This is a genomic window from Streptomyces sp. NPDC031049 (assembly GCF_055571015.1).
In genome coordinates, this window is the sequence record NZ_JBVIGC010000001.1 from 63,163 (window position 1) to 77,958 (window position 14,796).

A 14,796-nucleotide genomic window follows, 5' to 3' on the forward strand; every position below is an offset into this window, starting at 1 on the left:
GTCAGGGCGTCGGTCGGCTATCCCTTCGTGGTGGTTGAGCGCGCCGTTCCCCGCGCCCCTTCGGGGCGCGTTTCCTCCGCGGCGTTCGCAGAGGCCCCCGTCGGCCCCTTCCTCGGCCAGATCAGGTACGACAGGGCGACCAGGCCGTGGATGCCGGCGGCCCGCCAGGCGGCGTACTGCCAGCTCTCCAGCGACGAGACGCGGCTCGGGTCGTCGACGTACCAGATCGCGAGCTGGAGGAGCCCGGCCGCGACGGCGGCGCCGAGGAGCGTGCCCAGCCAGACCCTGCCCTCGTGGCGGGCCCGGGCCATGCCGTAGCGCGGCGGGCGCACCAGCGGGCGGCCGTCGAAGCGGTGCGCGGCGTGGCCGTCGAGCCACTTCACCGTGCGGTGGCCGTGACCGACCGTGTAGCCGATGTAGAGGGCGGCCAGACCGTGCTTCCAGCTCGGTTCCGCGCCGTTCTTCAGGTCGATCGCGGTGACCACCAGCAGCACGACCTCCAGCAGCGGCTCGCACAGCAGCAGCGCCAGGCCGGTGCGCGGCATCCTCAGCACGTAGCGGACGGCCAGTCCCGCCGCCAGCAGCACCCAGAAGCCGATCTCGCAGGCGATGATCAGGGTGACGATCACGGTTCGCTCCTCTCGGTCACCCTCTCAGGCTCCCGTGCCGGGCCGCGGGGATCGTCGTCGCCGGTGACGAACCTCGGGTACATCGAAAGATGCAGTCCGGGACCCTCCCCCGGCACCAGGCGTCGGACCCGCCCGCGGTGTTGGATGGGGCCATGGCCGTACGACCGCCCCGCCCGCACCGCTTCGACGTGTACGTCGGGGCGGCCGGGCTGCTCGGCGGGCTGCTGCTGTGGGGCATCGGTCTGGGCATGCGGCCGGCCGGCCAGCCGATGGTGCTGTTCGAGGGCCGCTGGCCGCTGCTCGCGCCCCTCGCCGTGCTGGCCGGCTGCGAGGTGCTGCGCCGGGCCGCCCCGCGTTCGGCGCTGCTCGCCGGCACCGCCGCGCTGGCCGTGGACACGATGACGCAGGGGAACCTGGTCACGGTCCTGATGTACACGGACGTCATGTACGCGGCCGTCCTGTACGGCCCGCCCGCCGCGGCCCGCCGCATCCCGTGGATCACCGGCCTGCTCACCGTCGCCGCGACGGTGGTGCCGTACGCGGTGTGGCGGGTGCCCGAGGCACTGCTGATCGGTGTCGGCGTGGGCGTCGTGTCGTTCGCTCCGGCCTCCACCGGCCTGATCGTCCGCAGTCACCGCGAGGCCGCGGAGGCCGCGCGGCTGCGGGCGGAGCAGACGGCGCTGCTGGCCGAGATGGACCGGGTCCAGGCGGTCACCGCGGAACGTTCGCGGATGGCCCGGGAGCTGCACGACCTGGTCGCCAACCACCTGTCCGCCATCGCCATCCACTCCACGGCCGCGCTCTCCCTGGAGGACCCCGGCACGACCCGGCAGGCGCTGACCGTCATCCGGGAGAACAGCGTGGAGGGGCTGGCCGAGATGCGGCGGCTGATCGGCATCCTGCGGGACGCCGGCGGCGACACCGAACCGGCCCCCGCCCCCACCCTCGACGGCATCGGCACGCTGGTCGACACGGCCCGCGCCAACGGGCTGGACGTCACCCTTCAGGCGGCGCACGGGCCGGGGCTGCCGGCGCCGGTGGAGCTGGCCGCCTACCGGATCGTGCAGGAGTCGCTCACCAACGCCCTCAAGCACGCAGCGCCGGGCCCGGTCACCGTGTCGCTGTCCCGCGCGGACGGCGTCCTGCGCGTGGCGGTGACCAGCCCGTACGGCGGCCGGGACGCCCCGCGCGCGCCCGGTTCGGGTGCCGGGCTGGTCGGCATGCGGGAGCGCGCCGCCCTGCTGCACGGCACGTTCGAGGCCTCTCCCGAGGCGGCGCCCGGACCGGGCGGCGGCAAGGTCTGGGCGGTGCGCGCCGCACTGCCCCTCACCGAAGGAGACTGACGGCATGATCCGCGTCCTGGTCGCCGAGGACCAGTCGGCCGTCCGCGCCGGACTGGTCCTGATCCTGGGCAGCGCCCCCGACATCGAGGTGGTCGGGGAGGCCGCCGACGGTGAGCGGGCGGTGGCGCTGGCCCGGGAGCTGCGCCCGGACCTGGTGCTGATGGACGTTCAGATGCCGCGGCTCGACGGGGTGTCGGCGACGCGGCGGGTGGTCGGCGAGGGGCTGGCCGACGTGCTCGTGCTGACCACCTTCGACCTCGACGAGTACGTGTTCGGCGCGCTGCGGGCCGGGGCCGCCGGGTTCCTGCTGAAGAACACCGAGGCGAAGGACCTGATCGCCGCCGTGCGCACGGTGGCGGGCGGTGAGGGCATCGTCGCCCCGGCCGTCACCCGACGGCTGATCGCCGAGTTCGCCGCGCAGCCGGCCGCGCGGGAGCCGGCCGCCGATCCGGCCGTGCTGAAGGATCTGACCCGGCGCGAACGCGAGGTGCTGTCCTGTCTCGGTGAGGGACTGTCCAACGCGGCGGTCGCCGAGCGGCTGGACATGGCCGAGGCGACGGTGAAGACGCACGTCAGCCGCCTGCTGGGCAAGCTGGGGCTGCGCAGCCGGGTGCAAGCGGCGGTGCTGGCGCAGGAGTTGGGGATCTAGCCGAAACCCGGGAGCAGTGGTCCAGACCTATTGACCCGTGGTCCAGACCTTTCTATTCTCGCGGCACTCGGGCATGGAGGCTCAGTCATGCCCATAACAACCTCCCCATAGGTTTCCCCATAAAGGAGGCGCAGCGTGCGCTTCAGACACAAAGCCGCGGCGGCGGTCGCGACCCTGGCGCTCCCCTTCGCCGGCCTCGTCGGACTCGCCAGTCCCGCCCAGGCCGCCACCAGTGCGACGGCCACCTACACCAAGACCCAGGACTGGGGCTCCGGCTTCGAGGGCAAGTGGACGGTGAAGAACACCGGCACCACCACCATCAACTCCTGGACCGTGGAGTGGGACTTCCCCTCCGGCACCAAGGTCACCTCGGCCTGGGACGCCACGGTCACCAACTCCGGCGACCACTGGACCGCCAAGAACGTCGGCTGGAACGGCACCCTCGCCCCCGGCGCCTCGGTCTCGTTCGGCTTCAACGGCTCCGGCTCCGGCTCCCCCTCCGGCTGCAAGCTCAACGGCGGCTCCTGCGACGGCGGCTCCGTCCCCGGCGACCAGGCACCCTCCGCCCCCGGCACACCGACCGCCTCGGACATCACCGACACCTCGGTGAAGCTGTCCTGGTCGGCGGCGACCGACGACAAGGGCGTCAAGAACTACGACGTCCTGCGCGACGGCGCCAAGGTCGCCACCGTGACCGGCACCTCGTACACCGACACGGGCCTGACCAAGGGCACCGACTACTCCTACACCGTCCAGGCCCGCGACACCGCCGACCAGACCGGCCCGGTCAGCGGCGCCGTCAAGGTCACCACCACCGGCGGCGACGGCGGCGGCAACCCGGGCCCGAGCGACGAGGTCAAGCTGGGCTACTTCACCAACTGGGGCGTCTACGGGCGCAACTACCACGTGAAGAACCTGGTCACCTCCGGCTCCGCCGAGAAGATCACGCACATCAACTACGCCTTCGGCAACGTCCAGGGCGGCAAGTGCACCATCGGCGACGCCTACGCCGACTACGACAAGGCCTACACCGCCGACCAGTCCGTCGACGGCAAGGCCGACACCTGGGACCAGCCGCTGCGCGGCAACTTCAACCAGCTGCGCAAGCTGAAGCAGATGTACCCGCACATCAAGGTGCTGTGGTCGTTCGGCGGCTGGACCTGGTCCGGCGGCTTCCCCGACGCCGTGAAGAACCCGGCCGCCTTCGCCAAGTCCTGCCACGACCTGGTGGAGGACCCGCGCTGGGCCGACGTCTTCGACGGCATCGACCTGGACTGGGAGTACCCGAACGCCTGCGGTCTCAGCTGTGACACGACCAGCGCCCCGAACGCCTTCAGCACCATGATGAAGGCCATGCGCGCCCAGTTCGGCAACGACCTGGTCACCGCGGCCGTCACCGCCGACGCCACCGACGGCGGCAAGATCGACGCCGCCGACTACGGCGCCGCCGCGCAGTACATCGACTGGTACAACGTGATGACGTACGACTTCTTCGGCGCCTGGGCGAAGAACGGCCCGACCGCTCCGCACTCGCCACTGACCTCGTACCCCGGCATCCCGCAGCAGGGCTTCACCTCCGCCGACGCGATCGCGAAGTTCAAGGCCAAGGGCGTCCCGGCCGACAAGCTGCTGCTGGGCATCGGCTTCTACGGCCGCGGCTGGACCGGCGTGACCCAGTCCGCGCCCGGCGGCACCGCGACCGGCCCGGCGGCGGGCACGTACGAGCAGGGCATCGAGGACTACAAGGTCCTCAAGAACAGCTGCCCGTCCACCGGCACCGTCGCCGGCACCGCGTACGCGCACTGCGGCACCAACTGGTGGTCCTACGACACCCCGGCGACCGTGAAGTCCAAGATGGACTGGGCCGAGCAGCAGGGCCTGGGCGGCGCCTTCTTCTGGGAGTTCAGCGGTGACACCGCGAACGGCGAGCTGGTGAGCGCCATCGACAGCGGCCTGAAGTAGTCACCGGACAGTACCGAACCCGAACGACGGCGAAGCTCCCCCGGACCTGGTCCGGGGGAGCTTTCCCGCCCGTCGGGGGCGGGGCGCGGCTACGCCACGTTCACCCGCTGCCCCGGTGGGGCCGCCTCCAGCCACGCGAGGAAACCGGTCAGCGCGTCCTCGCTCATCGCCAGCTCCAGACGCGTGCCCCGGTGCAGACAGGCCAGGACCACGGAGTCGGAGAGCAGCGCCAGCTCCTCCTCGCCCTCGGGGACCCGGCGGCCGGCCACCTCGATCGCGGAGCGCTCCAGGACGCGGCGCGGACGGGGCGAGTACGAAAAGACCCGGTACCACTCGACTCGGTCGCCGTTGTACCGGGCCACGCCGTAAGCCCATCCTTTGCCGTTGCCGTCGCCCTCTTTCGGAGCGTCCCAGCGCAGGGAGCAGTCGAAGGTGCCGCCCGAGCGCTGGATCAGCCGGCGGCGCAGGCCGAAGACGAACAGTCCCACCACCACGAGGGCGACGACGATTCCGCACACAGTCAGAGCGAGGACCATCGGCACCGACCTCCTCGTCTCCTAGGTAACGGAACGGAAAAAAGTCCCACATCCGGCTCAGCCGCGGCCGGGTCCGGATCACTCCGGTCCCAGCCGCGGCTGAGTCACGTCACAGTACGGCTCCCCCAGAGCCTAACGGCCCCGGGAGCTGGCCCCATGGGTCAGCGCGCCGCCGCCGCGCGCAGTCGGACGTCCGCGCGACGCTCCGCGGAGGCGTCGGCCTCCGACTTCGCGCGCTCGAGCGCCCGCTCCGCACGCTGGACGTCGATCTCGTCCGACAGCTCGGCGATCTCGGCCAGCAGCGACAGCTTGTTGTCCGCGAACGAGATGAAACCGCCGTGCACCGCGGCGACGACCGTCCCACCCTCGCTCGTACGGATGGTCACCGGGCCCGACTCCAGCACACCGAGCAGCGGCTGGTGACCGGGCATGACGCCGATGTCGCCGGACGTGGTGCGCGCGACGACCAGGGTGGCCTCGCCGGACCAGACCTCTCGGTCGGCCGCGACCAGCGCGACGTGCAGCTCAGCAGCCAAGGTGGCTCCTCGGGTCACCACCCGGCGGTTCTGCCGGGTGTTGGTTACAAGTCTAATGGGCGTGGCAGAGGGGGCGGGACGTGCCCGCCCCCTCGGACGTGAGCGCGAGGCCCACCACGAGCGCGAGGCTCAGGAGACGCCCAGCTCCTTCGCGTTCTTCTTCAGGTCCTCGAGACCACCGCACATGAAGAACGCCTGCTCGGGGAAGTGGTCGAACTCACCGTCGCAGATCGCGTTGAACGCGGCGATCGACTCGTCCAGCGGCACGTCCGAGCCGTCCACACCGGTGAACTGCTTGGCGACGTGGGTGTTCTGGGACAGGAAGCGCTCCACGCGGCGGGCACGCTGGACGACCAGCTTGTCCTCCTCGCCGAGCTCGTCGATACCGAGGATCGCGATGATGTCCTGGAGGTCCTTGTACTTCTGCAGGATGTTCTTCACGCGCATGGCAGCGTCGTAGTGGTCCTGCGAGATGTACCGCGGGTCCAGGATCCGGGACGTGGAGTCCAGCGGGTCCACGGCCGGGTAGATGCCCTTCTCGGAGATCGGACGGGAGAGCACCGTCGTCGCGTCGAGGTGGGCGAAGGTGGTGGCCGGGGCCGGGTCGGTCAGGTCGTCCGCGGGGACGTAGATCGCCTGCATCGAGGTGATCGAGTGACCGCGGGTCGAGGTGATGCGCTCCTGGAGGAGGCCCATCTCGTCGGCCAGGTTCGGCTGGTAGCCCACCGCGGAGGGCATGCGGCCGAGCAGGGTCGAGACCTCGGAACCGGCCTGGGTGAAGCGGAAGATGTTGTCGATGAAGAACAGCACGTCCTGCTTCTGGACGTCACGGAAGTACTCGGCCATGGTGAGGCCGGCCAGCGCGACGCGCAGACGGGTGCCCGGGGGCTCGTCCATCTGACCGAAGACCAGGGCGGTCTTGTCGATGACGCCCGACTCGGTCATCTCGTCGATGAGGTCGTTGCCCTCACGGGTGCGCTCACCGACACCGGCGAACACCGACACACCGTCGTGGTTGTTGGCGACGCGGTAGATCATCTCCTGGATGAGCACCGTCTTGCCGACGCCGGCGCCGCCGAACAGACCGATCTTGCCGCCCTTGACGTACGGGGTCAGCAGGTCGATGACCTTGACGCCGGTCTCGAACATCTCGGTCTTCGACTCGAGCTCGTCGAAGTTCGGGGCCTTGCGGTGGATGGACCAGCGCTCGCCCGTGTGCTGCTCGTCGACGTTCAGCACCTCACCGAGGGTGTTGAACACCTTGCCCTTGGTGAAGTCGCCGACCGGGACGGTGATGCCGTCGCCGGTGTCGACGACCGGGGCCTGGCGGACCAGGCCGTCGGTGGGCTGCATGGAGATGGTGCGGACCAGGCCGTCGCCCAGGTGCTGGGCGACCTCCAGGGTCAGCGTCTTCTTCTCGCCCGCGTTCGCCGGGTCGGCGACCTCGACGTGCAGGGCGTTGTAGATCTCCGGCATCGCGTCGACGGGGAACTCCACGTCGACGACCGGGCCGATGACCCGCGCGACGCGGCCGGTGGCCACGCCCGCCGCAGCGGTCGGCTCAACAGTGGTGGTCATTACTTGTCACTCCCCGCGGTCGCGTCGGCCAGGGCGCTCGCGCCACCGACGATCTCGCTGATTTCCTGGGTGATTTCGGCCTGGCGGGCCGCGTTGGCAAGACGGGAGAGCGTGTTGATCAGCTCGCCCGCGTTGTCGGTGGCCGACTTCATCGCGCGCCGCGTGGCGGCGTGCTTGGAGGCGGCCGACTGGAGCAGCGCGTTGTAGATCCGGCTCTCGACGTACCGCGGCAGCAGGGCGTCGAGGACGTCCTCCGCCGACGGCTCGAAGTCGTACAGCGGGAGGATCTCGTCCTTGGCGGTCGTCTCCCCCGCGACCTCGTCGAGGCTCAGCGGCAGCAGCCGGTCGCCGACCGCGGTCTGCGTCATCATCGAGACGAACTCCGTGTAGACGATGTGGAGCTCGTCCACGCCGCCGTCCGCGGTGTCCTTCTCGATGGCCTCGATCAGCGGGGCCGCGACCTTCTTGGCGTCCGCGTACGAGGGCTGGTCGGTGAAGCCGCTCCACGACTCCGCGATCTTGCGCTCACGGAAGTTGTAGTGCGCCACACCGCGCCGGCCGACGATGTAGACGACGACCTCCTTGCCCTCGCGCTCGAGCCGCTCGGTGAGCTGCTCCGCCTGCTTGATGGCGTTGGAGTTGAATGCGCCGGCCAGACCGCGGTCGCTCGTCAGCAGCAGCACCGCGGACCGGGTGACCGTCTCGGCCTGGGTGGTGAGCGGGTGCCGGGTGGTGGAACCCGTGCCGACCGCCGTGACCGCCCGGGTGAGCTCGGTCGCGTACGGCGTGGAGGCCGCCACCTTGCGCTGCGCCTTGACGACGCGCGAGGCGGCGATCATCTCCATCGCCTTCGTGATCTTCTTGGTCGCGGTGACGGATCGGATGCGACGCTTGTAGACCCGGAGCTGGGCTCCCATGAGTCAGGTCCTTCCTTACGTCACTTGGCGGCAGCGGCCGGAGCGTCCTCGCCGAGCAGCTTGCCGTCGCCGGTCTCGAACTGCTTCTTGAACTCCGCGATCGCGTCGCCGACGGCCTGGAGGGTGTCGTCGGACATCTTGCCGCCCTCCCGGATGGAGGTCATGAGGCCCTGCTCCTTGCGGTGCAGGTACTCCAGGAGCTCCTTCTCGAAGCGGCGGATGTCGGAGACCGGGACGTCGTCCATCTTGCCGGTGGTACCGGCCCACACGGAGACGACCTGGTCCTCGGTGGCCATCGGCTGGTACTGGTCCTGCTTGAGCAGCTCGACCATGCGCTGACCGCGCTCCAGCTGCGCCTTGGACGCGGCGTCCAGGTCGGAACCGAAGGCGGCGAACGCCTCCAGCTCACGGAACTGGGCGAGGTCCACGCGCAGACGGCCGGAGACCTGCTTCATCGCCTTGTGCTGCGCGGAACCACCGACTCGGGAGACGGAGATACCGACGTTCAGCGCGGGGCGCTGACCGGCGTTGAACAGGTCCGACTCCAGGAAGCACTGGCCGTCGGTGATGGAGATGACGTTGGTCGGGATGAACGCCGAGACGTCGTTGGCCTTGGTCTCGACGATCGGCAGACCGGTCATCGAACCGGCGCCCATCTCGTCGGAGAGCTTGGCGCAGCGCTCCAGCAGGCGGGAGTGCAGGTAGAAGACGTCGCCCGGGTAGGCCTCGCGGCCCGGCGGACGGCGCAGCAGCAGCGAGACGGCGCGGTAGGCGTCGGCCTGCTTCGACAGGTCGTCGAAGATGATCAGGACGTGCTTGCCCTCGTACATCCACTGCTGGCCGATGGCCGAGCCGGTGTACGGCGCCAGGTACTTGAAGCCGGCCGGGTCCGAGGCCGGGGCGGCGACGATGGTCGTGTACTCCAGCGCGCCGTTCTCCTCCAGCGCGCGGCGGACCGACGCGATGGTCGAGCCCTTCTGGCCGATGGCGACGTAGATGCAGCGGACCTGCTTCTTCGGGTCGCCGGTGCGCCAGTTGTCACGCTGGTTGATGATCGTGTCGACGGCCAGGGCGGTCTTGCCGGTCTGGCGGTCACCGATGATCAGCTGACGCTGACCGCGGCCGATCGGGGTCATCGCGTCGACGGCCTTGTAGCCGGTCTCCATCGGCTCGTGCACCGACTTGCGCTGCATGACCGTGGGGGCCTGCAGCTCGAGGGCGCGGCGACCGGAGGTCTCGATCTCGCCGAGGCCGTCGATCGGGTTGCCGAGGGGGTCGACCACGCGGCCGAGGTAGCCCTCGCCCACCGCTACGGAGAGGACCTCGCCGGTACGGCTGACCGGCTGCCCCTCCTCGATGCCGCTGAACTCACCGAGGACGATGGCACCGATCTCGCGCTCCTCGAGGTTGAGGGCGAGGCCGAGGGTGCCGTCCTCGAACTTCAGCAGTTCGTTGGCCATGGCCGAGGGCAGACCCTCGACCTTCGCGATGCCGTCGCCGGCAAGGGTGACCGTACCGACCTCCTCGCGCGAGGCCGCGTCCGGCTTGTACGACTGGACAAAGTTCTCCAGCGCGTCCCGGATCTCCTCCGGCCGGATCGTGAGCTCCGCCATCTGGGTTCCCTGCTCTCCTTGTTGGGCCCGAAGTTTCTTTGGGGGATCTGGGGGCTCCCCCCAGAAACTTTGCATCCTCTGCACGGCCCAACCAGGGCCGTAAGTACGTACTGCTTGTTCGGTTGGCGTGCCCGCCGCGCGGCGCTAGCCCGCCAGGCGGCGGCCGGCGTCCTCGAGGCGGTCGGCGATGGAGCCGTTGATGACCTCGTCACCGACCTGCACCCGGATCCCGCCGAGGACCTCGGGGTCCACGTCCAGGTTGAGGTGCATGGGACGGCCGTAGAGCTTGGCGAGGGCAGCGCCCAGGCGCTGCTTCTGCGCGTCGCTCAGCGGTACCGCCGACGTGACGACGGCGACCATGCGGTCCCGGCGCTCGGCGGCGAGCTTGGACAGGGACTCGAGTCCCGTCTCCAGGCTACGTCCCCGCGGCGCGGTCACAAGGCGCGTCACCAGACGCTCGGTGACCGGCCTGGCCCTGCCGCCGAGCAGGCTGCGCAGCAGCTCGCCCTTGGCGGCGTTGCCGGCCCGCCGGTTGGTCAGCGCGGCCCGCAGCTCGGTGTCGGAGGAGACGATCCGGCCGAACCGGAACAGCTCGTCCTCGACGTCGTCGAGCGTGCCGGACTGCTGGGCGGCGGTGAGGTCGGCGGTGTTCGCCAGCTCCTCCAGCGCGTCCACCAGGTCGCGGGACTGCGACCAGCGGGAGCGCACCATGCCGCCCACCAGGTCGACGGTCGCGCCGCCGACCTGGGTGCCGAGCAGGCGCTGCGCCAGCTCGGCCTTGGCCTCACCGGCCTGCGCCGGGTCGGTGAGGACCCGACGCAGCGACACCTCGCGGTCGAGCAGCGCGGTGACGGCGGCCAGCTCGTCGGCGAGCGAGGCCGCGTCCACGGACGTGGAGTCCGTCAGCGCGTCGAGACGCTCACGTGCGGCTGCCAGGGCCTCGCGGCTCGCTCCGTTCATCGCGCGGCCTCGGCCTTCGCGTCGAGCTCGTCCAGGAACCGGTCGATGACGCGGCTCTGGCGGGCGTGGTCCTCGAGGGACTCGCCGACCAGCTTGCCGGCCAGCTCGGTGGCGAGCTTGCCGACGTCCTGGCGCAGCGCCGACGCGGCGGCCTTGCGGTCGGCCTCGATCTGGGCGTGACCGGCGGCGATGATCTCCTCACGCTGCCGCTGGCCTTCCGCCCGCATCTCGGCGATGAGCGCGGCGCCCTGCTCCTGCGCCTCCTGACGCAGTCGCGCGGCCTCGTGCCGGGCCTCGGCGAGCTGGGCCTTGTACTGCTCGAGGACGCTCTGGGCCTCGGTCTGCGCGGCCTCGGCCTTCTCGATACCGCCCTCGATGGCCTCGCGACGCTCTTCCAGAACCTTGTTGATGTTCGGGAGAAGCTTCTTGGCGAGGAAGCCGAAGACGATGACGAAGGCGATCAGGCCGATGACAAGCTCGGGGATCGGCGGGATGAGGGGGTTCTGCTCCTCTGCCGCGATCGTGAGCAGCTGGCTCATGGGGGTGCCTTTCGTCTAGTCGGCTGGTCTGGGATCAGCGATCAGTAGCCGTAGACGAACGGCATGACCAGACCGATCAGCGCCAGCGCCTCACAGAAGGCGAAGCCGAGGATCTGGTTGGCACGGATCAGGCCGGCCGCCTCGGGCTGACGGGCCAGGGCCTGGGTGCCGTTACCGAAGATGATGCCGACGCCGACGCCGGGGCCGATCGCGGCGAGACCGTAACCGATGGAACCGAGGGAACCTTCGACGGCAGCAAGGGTCTGGGACATGCCAGTTCTTCCTTTTCCTTTACGGACCGGTGGGGGTTGGCCACCGGACGACTTGTTGGGGTCGGGACGGGCGCTGGGCTCAGTGGTGCTCGGCCAGCGCGCCCTGGATGTAGGTGCAGGTCAGCAGGACGAACACGTAGGCCTGCAGCGCCTGGATGAACAGCTCGAAGGCGGTCATCACCAGCACCATCACGAACGAGACGCCGGCGTAGGCGATGCCGATGCCGTTCAGCAGGTACCAGCTGGCGATGGTGAACAGCACCAGCAGGGTGTGACCGGCGAACATGTTCGCGAAGAGTCGCACCGCGTGCGTGAACGGGCGGATCAGCAGGTTCGAGAAGAGCTCGATCAGCATGGCCAGCGGCAGCACCGCACCGAGCGACTTGTCGTAGCCGGTGACGTTCTTCCAGAAGCCGACGAAACCCTGCCGCTTGAAGGTCAGCGCCACCCAGGTGACGTAGACGATCAGGGCCAGGACCAGCGGGTAGGCGATGATCGAGGTGACCGGGAACTGGGCGACCGGGATGATCGACCAGAGGTTCATCATCCAGACGAAGAAGAAGAGCGAGACGACCAGCGGGACGTACTTCTCGCCTTCCTTCTTGCCGATGGTCTCGTAGACGACCCCGCGCCGGATGAAGTCGTAACCGGCCTCGGCGACCATCTGGAGCTTGCCGGGCACGACCTGCGGCTTGCGGAAGGCCGCCCAGAAGAAGCCGACGATGATGATCGAGCCGAGCAGCGCCAGCAGCATCGGCTTGTTGAAGTACAGGTTGCTGTCTCCGTCGCCCCAGAGAGGCTGGAACAGGAACGAGTGCAGGCCCGGGGAAACCTCGGCGAAGCCGCAGCCGTCAAAAATGTGGCAGTCGGTCTCGAAGGCGAGCACCTGCGTCGGGTCAGCACTCACCGCGGGCTCCTTCATCGTGGCGCATGGGTACGGCAACCTCGTTGTGTCGGCGCGGCACGGGGCCGCGGTTCGGCACGGGACTGGTGTTACGGATGTGGGGGCGGCTGTGGGGCATCTCGCCTCGCGATTGAGCAGGCGTCAGCTCGGATGCCCGCGCCCGCGATGCCGCAGTTGGCACCGGACGATAGCAGGATCTCCAACCCGCCTTTATCCCGGCCCTACCCCTCACGACGAGTGCCCCGTCTTCTCGGGCTTGTCGCCCTTCGAGTCGGGCTCGACGTAGAGGATCTTGGCCTTCATGTGGGCGCGCGTCTGCGCGGCGATCCATACGAGCGTCCCGGCGACCAGCGTGATCGCGAAGGACCGGGGGTTGAACAGCGTGGTGTTCTTGAACGCGGCGAGGAAGACGAACAGCAGCAGAATCTGAGCGGCGTAGAGCATCAGGCCCATCGCCTGGAACAGGTGCGGAAGCGATTTGGCGGTGCGCTGCAGTACGTAGAGACCGAGACCCATGAAGAGGATGACCACCAGCGTCGCGACGACGGCTCCGATCGCCCCCTTGCCGCCGGCGACCACCGCGCTGACGACGGCGGCGATCGCGCCGGCGGCAGCCGTGGGTACGGCGGCCTGGGCCAGGGTCCGGACGTCGTTGGACGGCATGGCGGCAACTCCGCATTTCACACAGGGGGCAGGGGTGTCGTCATGGACGAGCGTAGTCCCGGGCTGAGTGGGGTCCTCACGCCGAGGGGACCGTCGCACTGCGGTCCATCGGCTCTATCCGGGGGTTCTCGTGAACCGTATCACAAACTATTTGATGAGGTCTTTACCTGCGGGTGTGCTTACTCTCACACATGAGAGTGACACTGCGCGTTTGAGCTGTTACAGCGCCGAATTGTCTGGTAATGCGGCGCTTCGCTCCCCAGGAGTGTCCCAGGAACTCCCCACGAGTTGGCAATGCTCTCGTCGGATTCTTACCTTGGCAGCCGCGAACGAGGGCCCACGGCCGTGGCGCCGTTGACACCGGAGACGCCCGAGACCCCGGCCGGCACCGGTTCGCGGTCCTCCCGTGCGGCCTCCTCGTCGCCCCCGGCCGGAACGTCCCGCGCCGGGGCCGGCTCCTCGGCGGCCCCCGTCCGGCGGCGCCGGTACCGGGGCGGCACCAGGCGCTCGGCCCAGCGCGGGGCGCGGGGCGTGAAGCGGGGCAGGAGGAGCAGGACCAGGCCCACCGCGCTGAGGAAGACCACGCCCAGCACGATCCACATCGACGCCGAGTTCACGGAGTAGGCCAGCGCGCCGAAGGCGATCAGCGCCGACCAGAAGTACATGATCAGCACCGCGCGGCTGTGCGAGTGCCCGACCTCCAGCAGCCGGTGGTGCAGATGCCCCCGGTCCGCGGCGAACGGCGACTGTCCGCGCCAGGTGCGCCGCACGATGGCCAGGATCAGGTCGGCGGCCGGGATGGCGATGATGGTCAGCGGCATCAGCAGCGGGATGTAGACCGGAACCATCTGGTGCACGGTGTTGCGCTCGGAGCCGGAGAACAGCTTCATCGCGTCCGGGTCGACCTGCCCGGTGACCGAGATCGCGCCCGCCGCCAGCACCAGGCCGATCAGCATCGAGCCGGAGTCGCCCATGAAGATCCGCGCCGGGTGCATGTTGTGCGGCAGGAAGCCCACGCACATGCCCATCAGGATCGCGGCGAACAGGGTGGCCGGGGCGGCGGCCTCGATGCCGTACGAGTACCAGATCCGGTAGGCGTACATGAAGAACGCCGCCGAGGCGATGCACACCATGCCGGCCGCGAGACCGTCAAGCCCGTCCACGAAGTTGACCGCGTTGATGGTGATGACCACCAGCGCCACCGTCAGCAGCGTGCCCTGCCACTGGGTCAGCGCCACGTTGCCGACGCCCGGGATGGGCAGCCACAGGATCGTCAGCCCCTGCACCACCATCACGCCCGCGGCGATCATCTGGGCGCCCAGCTTGATCAGGGCGTCGATCTCGAACTTGTCGTCCAGGACACCGATCAGCCAGATCAGCGCCGCCCCGGAGAGCAGCGCGCGCGGCTCGTTGGACCGCTCGAAGACCTCGCTGAGGTTGGTGAGGTGGTCGGCCACCAGCATGCCCGCGCACAGGCCGAAGAACATCGCGATCCCGCCGAGCCGCGGAGTCGGCTCCCGGTGCACGTCCCGGGCCCGGATCTCCGGCATCGCCCCCGCCACGATCGCGAACTTCCGCACCGGCCCGGTCAGCAGGTACGTCACCGCGGCCGTGATGCAGAGCGTCAGCAGGTATTCACGCACGGGCTTCCCCACAGGTCTCGCTGGCCATCACAGCCCCACACCCTAGCGATGC

At 69.6% G+C, this 14,796-nt stretch carries 15 protein-coding genes; 3 read left to right on the forward strand and 12 right to left on the reverse strand.

The genetic code is table 11. The annotated features are described in order from the left end of the window. Window positions 1-17: 17 nt before the first annotated feature. Window positions 18-629, reverse strand: coding sequence for a hypothetical protein (locus tag ACZ45Q_RS00280; protein WP_468253540.1), 612 nt, complete (start codon window positions 627-629; stop codon window positions 18-20). A gap of 152 nt (window positions 630-781) precedes the next feature. Here ACZ45Q_RS00280 and ACZ45Q_RS00285 point away from each other — a divergent pair, with 152 nt between their 5' ends. From ACZ45Q_RS00285 to ACZ45Q_RS00295, 3 genes are all read left to right on the forward strand, one after another. Then, window positions 782-1,972 (forward strand): sensor histidine kinase, encoded by a 1,191-nt coding sequence (locus ACZ45Q_RS00285; protein WP_468253541.1) that lies wholly within the window; start codon window positions 782-784, stop codon window positions 1,970-1,972. 4 nt (window positions 1,973-1,976) lie between these two features. After that, window positions 1,977-2,621, forward strand: coding sequence for a response regulator (locus tag ACZ45Q_RS00290; RefSeq protein ID WP_468253542.1), 645 nt, complete (start codon window positions 1,977-1,979; stop codon window positions 2,619-2,621). Window positions 2,622-2,756: 135 nt separating this feature from the next. Further along, window positions 2,757-4,583: a glycosyl hydrolase family 18 protein gene (locus ACZ45Q_RS00295; protein ID WP_468253543.1), complete on the forward strand. Its 1,827-nt coding sequence runs from the start codon at window positions 2,757-2,759 to the stop codon at window positions 4,581-4,583. 89 nt (window positions 4,584-4,672) lie between these two features. On the opposite strand, the gene ACZ45Q_RS00300 is transcribed toward ACZ45Q_RS00295, so the two are convergent. From ACZ45Q_RS00300 to ACZ45Q_RS00350, 11 genes are all read right to left on the reverse strand, one after another. After that, window positions 4,673-5,119: a DUF2550 domain-containing protein gene (locus tag ACZ45Q_RS00300; RefSeq protein ID WP_416524932.1), complete on the reverse strand. Its 447-nt coding sequence runs from the start codon at window positions 5,117-5,119 to the stop codon at window positions 4,673-4,675. A gap of 161 nt (window positions 5,120-5,280) precedes the next feature. Next, window positions 5,281-5,655: a F0F1 ATP synthase subunit epsilon gene (locus ACZ45Q_RS00305; protein ID WP_189291854.1), complete on the reverse strand. Its 375-nt coding sequence runs from the start codon at window positions 5,653-5,655 to the stop codon at window positions 5,281-5,283. A gap of 129 nt (window positions 5,656-5,784) precedes the next feature. Continuing rightward, on the reverse strand, window positions 5,785-7,233 hold the full coding sequence (gene atpD / locus ACZ45Q_RS00310) for a F0F1 ATP synthase subunit beta (RefSeq protein WP_468253544.1): 1,449 nt from the start codon (window positions 7,231-7,233) through the stop codon (window positions 5,785-5,787). Then, window positions 7,233-8,150, reverse strand: coding sequence for a F0F1 ATP synthase subunit gamma (locus ACZ45Q_RS00315; protein WP_468253545.1), 918 nt, complete (start codon window positions 8,148-8,150; stop codon window positions 7,233-7,235). Before ACZ45Q_RS00315 ends, atpD begins: the two co-directional genes overlap by 1 nt. Before the next feature lie 20 nt (window positions 8,151-8,170). After that, window positions 8,171-9,763 (reverse strand): F0F1 ATP synthase subunit alpha, encoded by a 1,593-nt coding sequence (atpA, locus tag ACZ45Q_RS00320; RefSeq protein WP_468253546.1) that lies wholly within the window; start codon window positions 9,761-9,763, stop codon window positions 8,171-8,173. Between the two features lie 144 nt (window positions 9,764-9,907). After that, on the reverse strand, window positions 9,908-10,723 hold the full coding sequence (locus tag ACZ45Q_RS00325; protein WP_468253547.1) for a F0F1 ATP synthase subunit delta: 816 nt from the start codon (window positions 10,721-10,723) through the stop codon (window positions 9,908-9,910). Then, complete coding sequence (locus ACZ45Q_RS00330; RefSeq protein WP_468253548.1) at window positions 10,720-11,262, reverse strand: F0F1 ATP synthase subunit B; 543 nt, start codon at window positions 11,260-11,262, stop codon at window positions 10,720-10,722. The genes ACZ45Q_RS00325 and ACZ45Q_RS00330 overlap by 4 nt, the downstream gene beginning before the upstream one ends. Before the next feature lie 41 nt (window positions 11,263-11,303). Further along, the gene (atpE, locus tag ACZ45Q_RS00335; RefSeq protein ID WP_009321656.1) at window positions 11,304-11,534 is read right to left on the reverse strand and encodes an ATP synthase F0 subunit C; all 231 of its coding nucleotides are present in this window, start codon (window positions 11,532-11,534) and stop codon (window positions 11,304-11,306) included. A 79-nt stretch (window positions 11,535-11,613) separates the two neighbouring features. Then, a complete protein-coding gene (gene atpB / locus ACZ45Q_RS00340; RefSeq protein ID WP_416524938.1) occupies window positions 11,614-12,456 on the reverse strand; it encodes a F0F1 ATP synthase subunit A in 843 nt (280 codons plus the stop codon). Between the two features lie 210 nt (window positions 12,457-12,666). Beyond that, on the reverse strand, window positions 12,667-13,101 hold the full coding sequence (locus ACZ45Q_RS00345; protein ID WP_468253549.1) for a hypothetical protein: 435 nt from the start codon (window positions 13,099-13,101) through the stop codon (window positions 12,667-12,669). A gap of 311 nt (window positions 13,102-13,412) precedes the next feature. Then, window positions 13,413-14,744, reverse strand: coding sequence for an MraY family glycosyltransferase (locus tag ACZ45Q_RS00350; protein ID WP_468253550.1), 1,332 nt, complete (start codon window positions 14,742-14,744; stop codon window positions 13,413-13,415). Window positions 14,745-14,796 lie beyond the last annotated feature (52 nt).

Excerpts from the sequence above, each read along its gene's own strand:
- ACZ45Q_RS00290 (WP_468253542.1), top strand. The coding sequence starts at position 1,977 with ATGATCCGCGTCCTGGTCGCCGAGGACCAGTCGGCCGTCCGCGCCGGA.
- atpE (WP_009321656.1), bottom strand. The coding sequence starts at position 11,534 with ATGTCCCAGACCCTTGCTGCCGTCGAAGGTTCCCTCGGTTCCATCGGT.
- ACZ45Q_RS00330 (WP_468253548.1), bottom strand. The coding sequence starts at position 11,262 with ATGAGCCAGCTGCTCACGATCGCGGCAGAGGAGCAGAACCCCCTCATC.
- ACZ45Q_RS00300 (WP_416524932.1), bottom strand. The coding sequence starts at position 5,119 with ATGGTCCTCGCTCTGACTGTGTGCGGAATCGTCGTCGCCCTCGTGGTG.
- ACZ45Q_RS00285 (WP_468253541.1), top strand. The coding sequence starts at position 782 with ATGGCCGTACGACCGCCCCGCCCGCACCGCTTCGACGTGTACGTCGGG.
- ACZ45Q_RS00345 (WP_468253549.1), bottom strand. The coding sequence starts at position 13,101 with ATGCCGTCCAACGACGTCCGGACCCTGGCCCAGGCCGCCGTACCCACG.
- ACZ45Q_RS00325 (WP_468253547.1), bottom strand. The coding sequence starts at position 10,723 with ATGAACGGAGCGAGCCGCGAGGCCCTGGCAGCCGCACGTGAGCGTCTC.
- atpD (WP_468253544.1), bottom strand. The coding sequence starts at position 7,233 with ATGACCACCACTGTTGAGCCGACCGCTGCGGCGGGCGTGGCCACCGGC.
- atpA (WP_468253546.1), bottom strand. The coding sequence starts at position 9,763 with ATGGCGGAGCTCACGATCCGGCCGGAGGAGATCCGGGACGCGCTGGAG.
- atpB (WP_416524938.1), bottom strand. The coding sequence starts at position 12,456 with ATGAAGGAGCCCGCGGTGAGTGCTGACCCGACGCAGGTGCTCGCCTTC.
- ACZ45Q_RS00315 (WP_468253545.1), bottom strand. The coding sequence starts at position 8,150 with ATGGGAGCCCAGCTCCGGGTCTACAAGCGTCGCATCCGATCCGTCACC.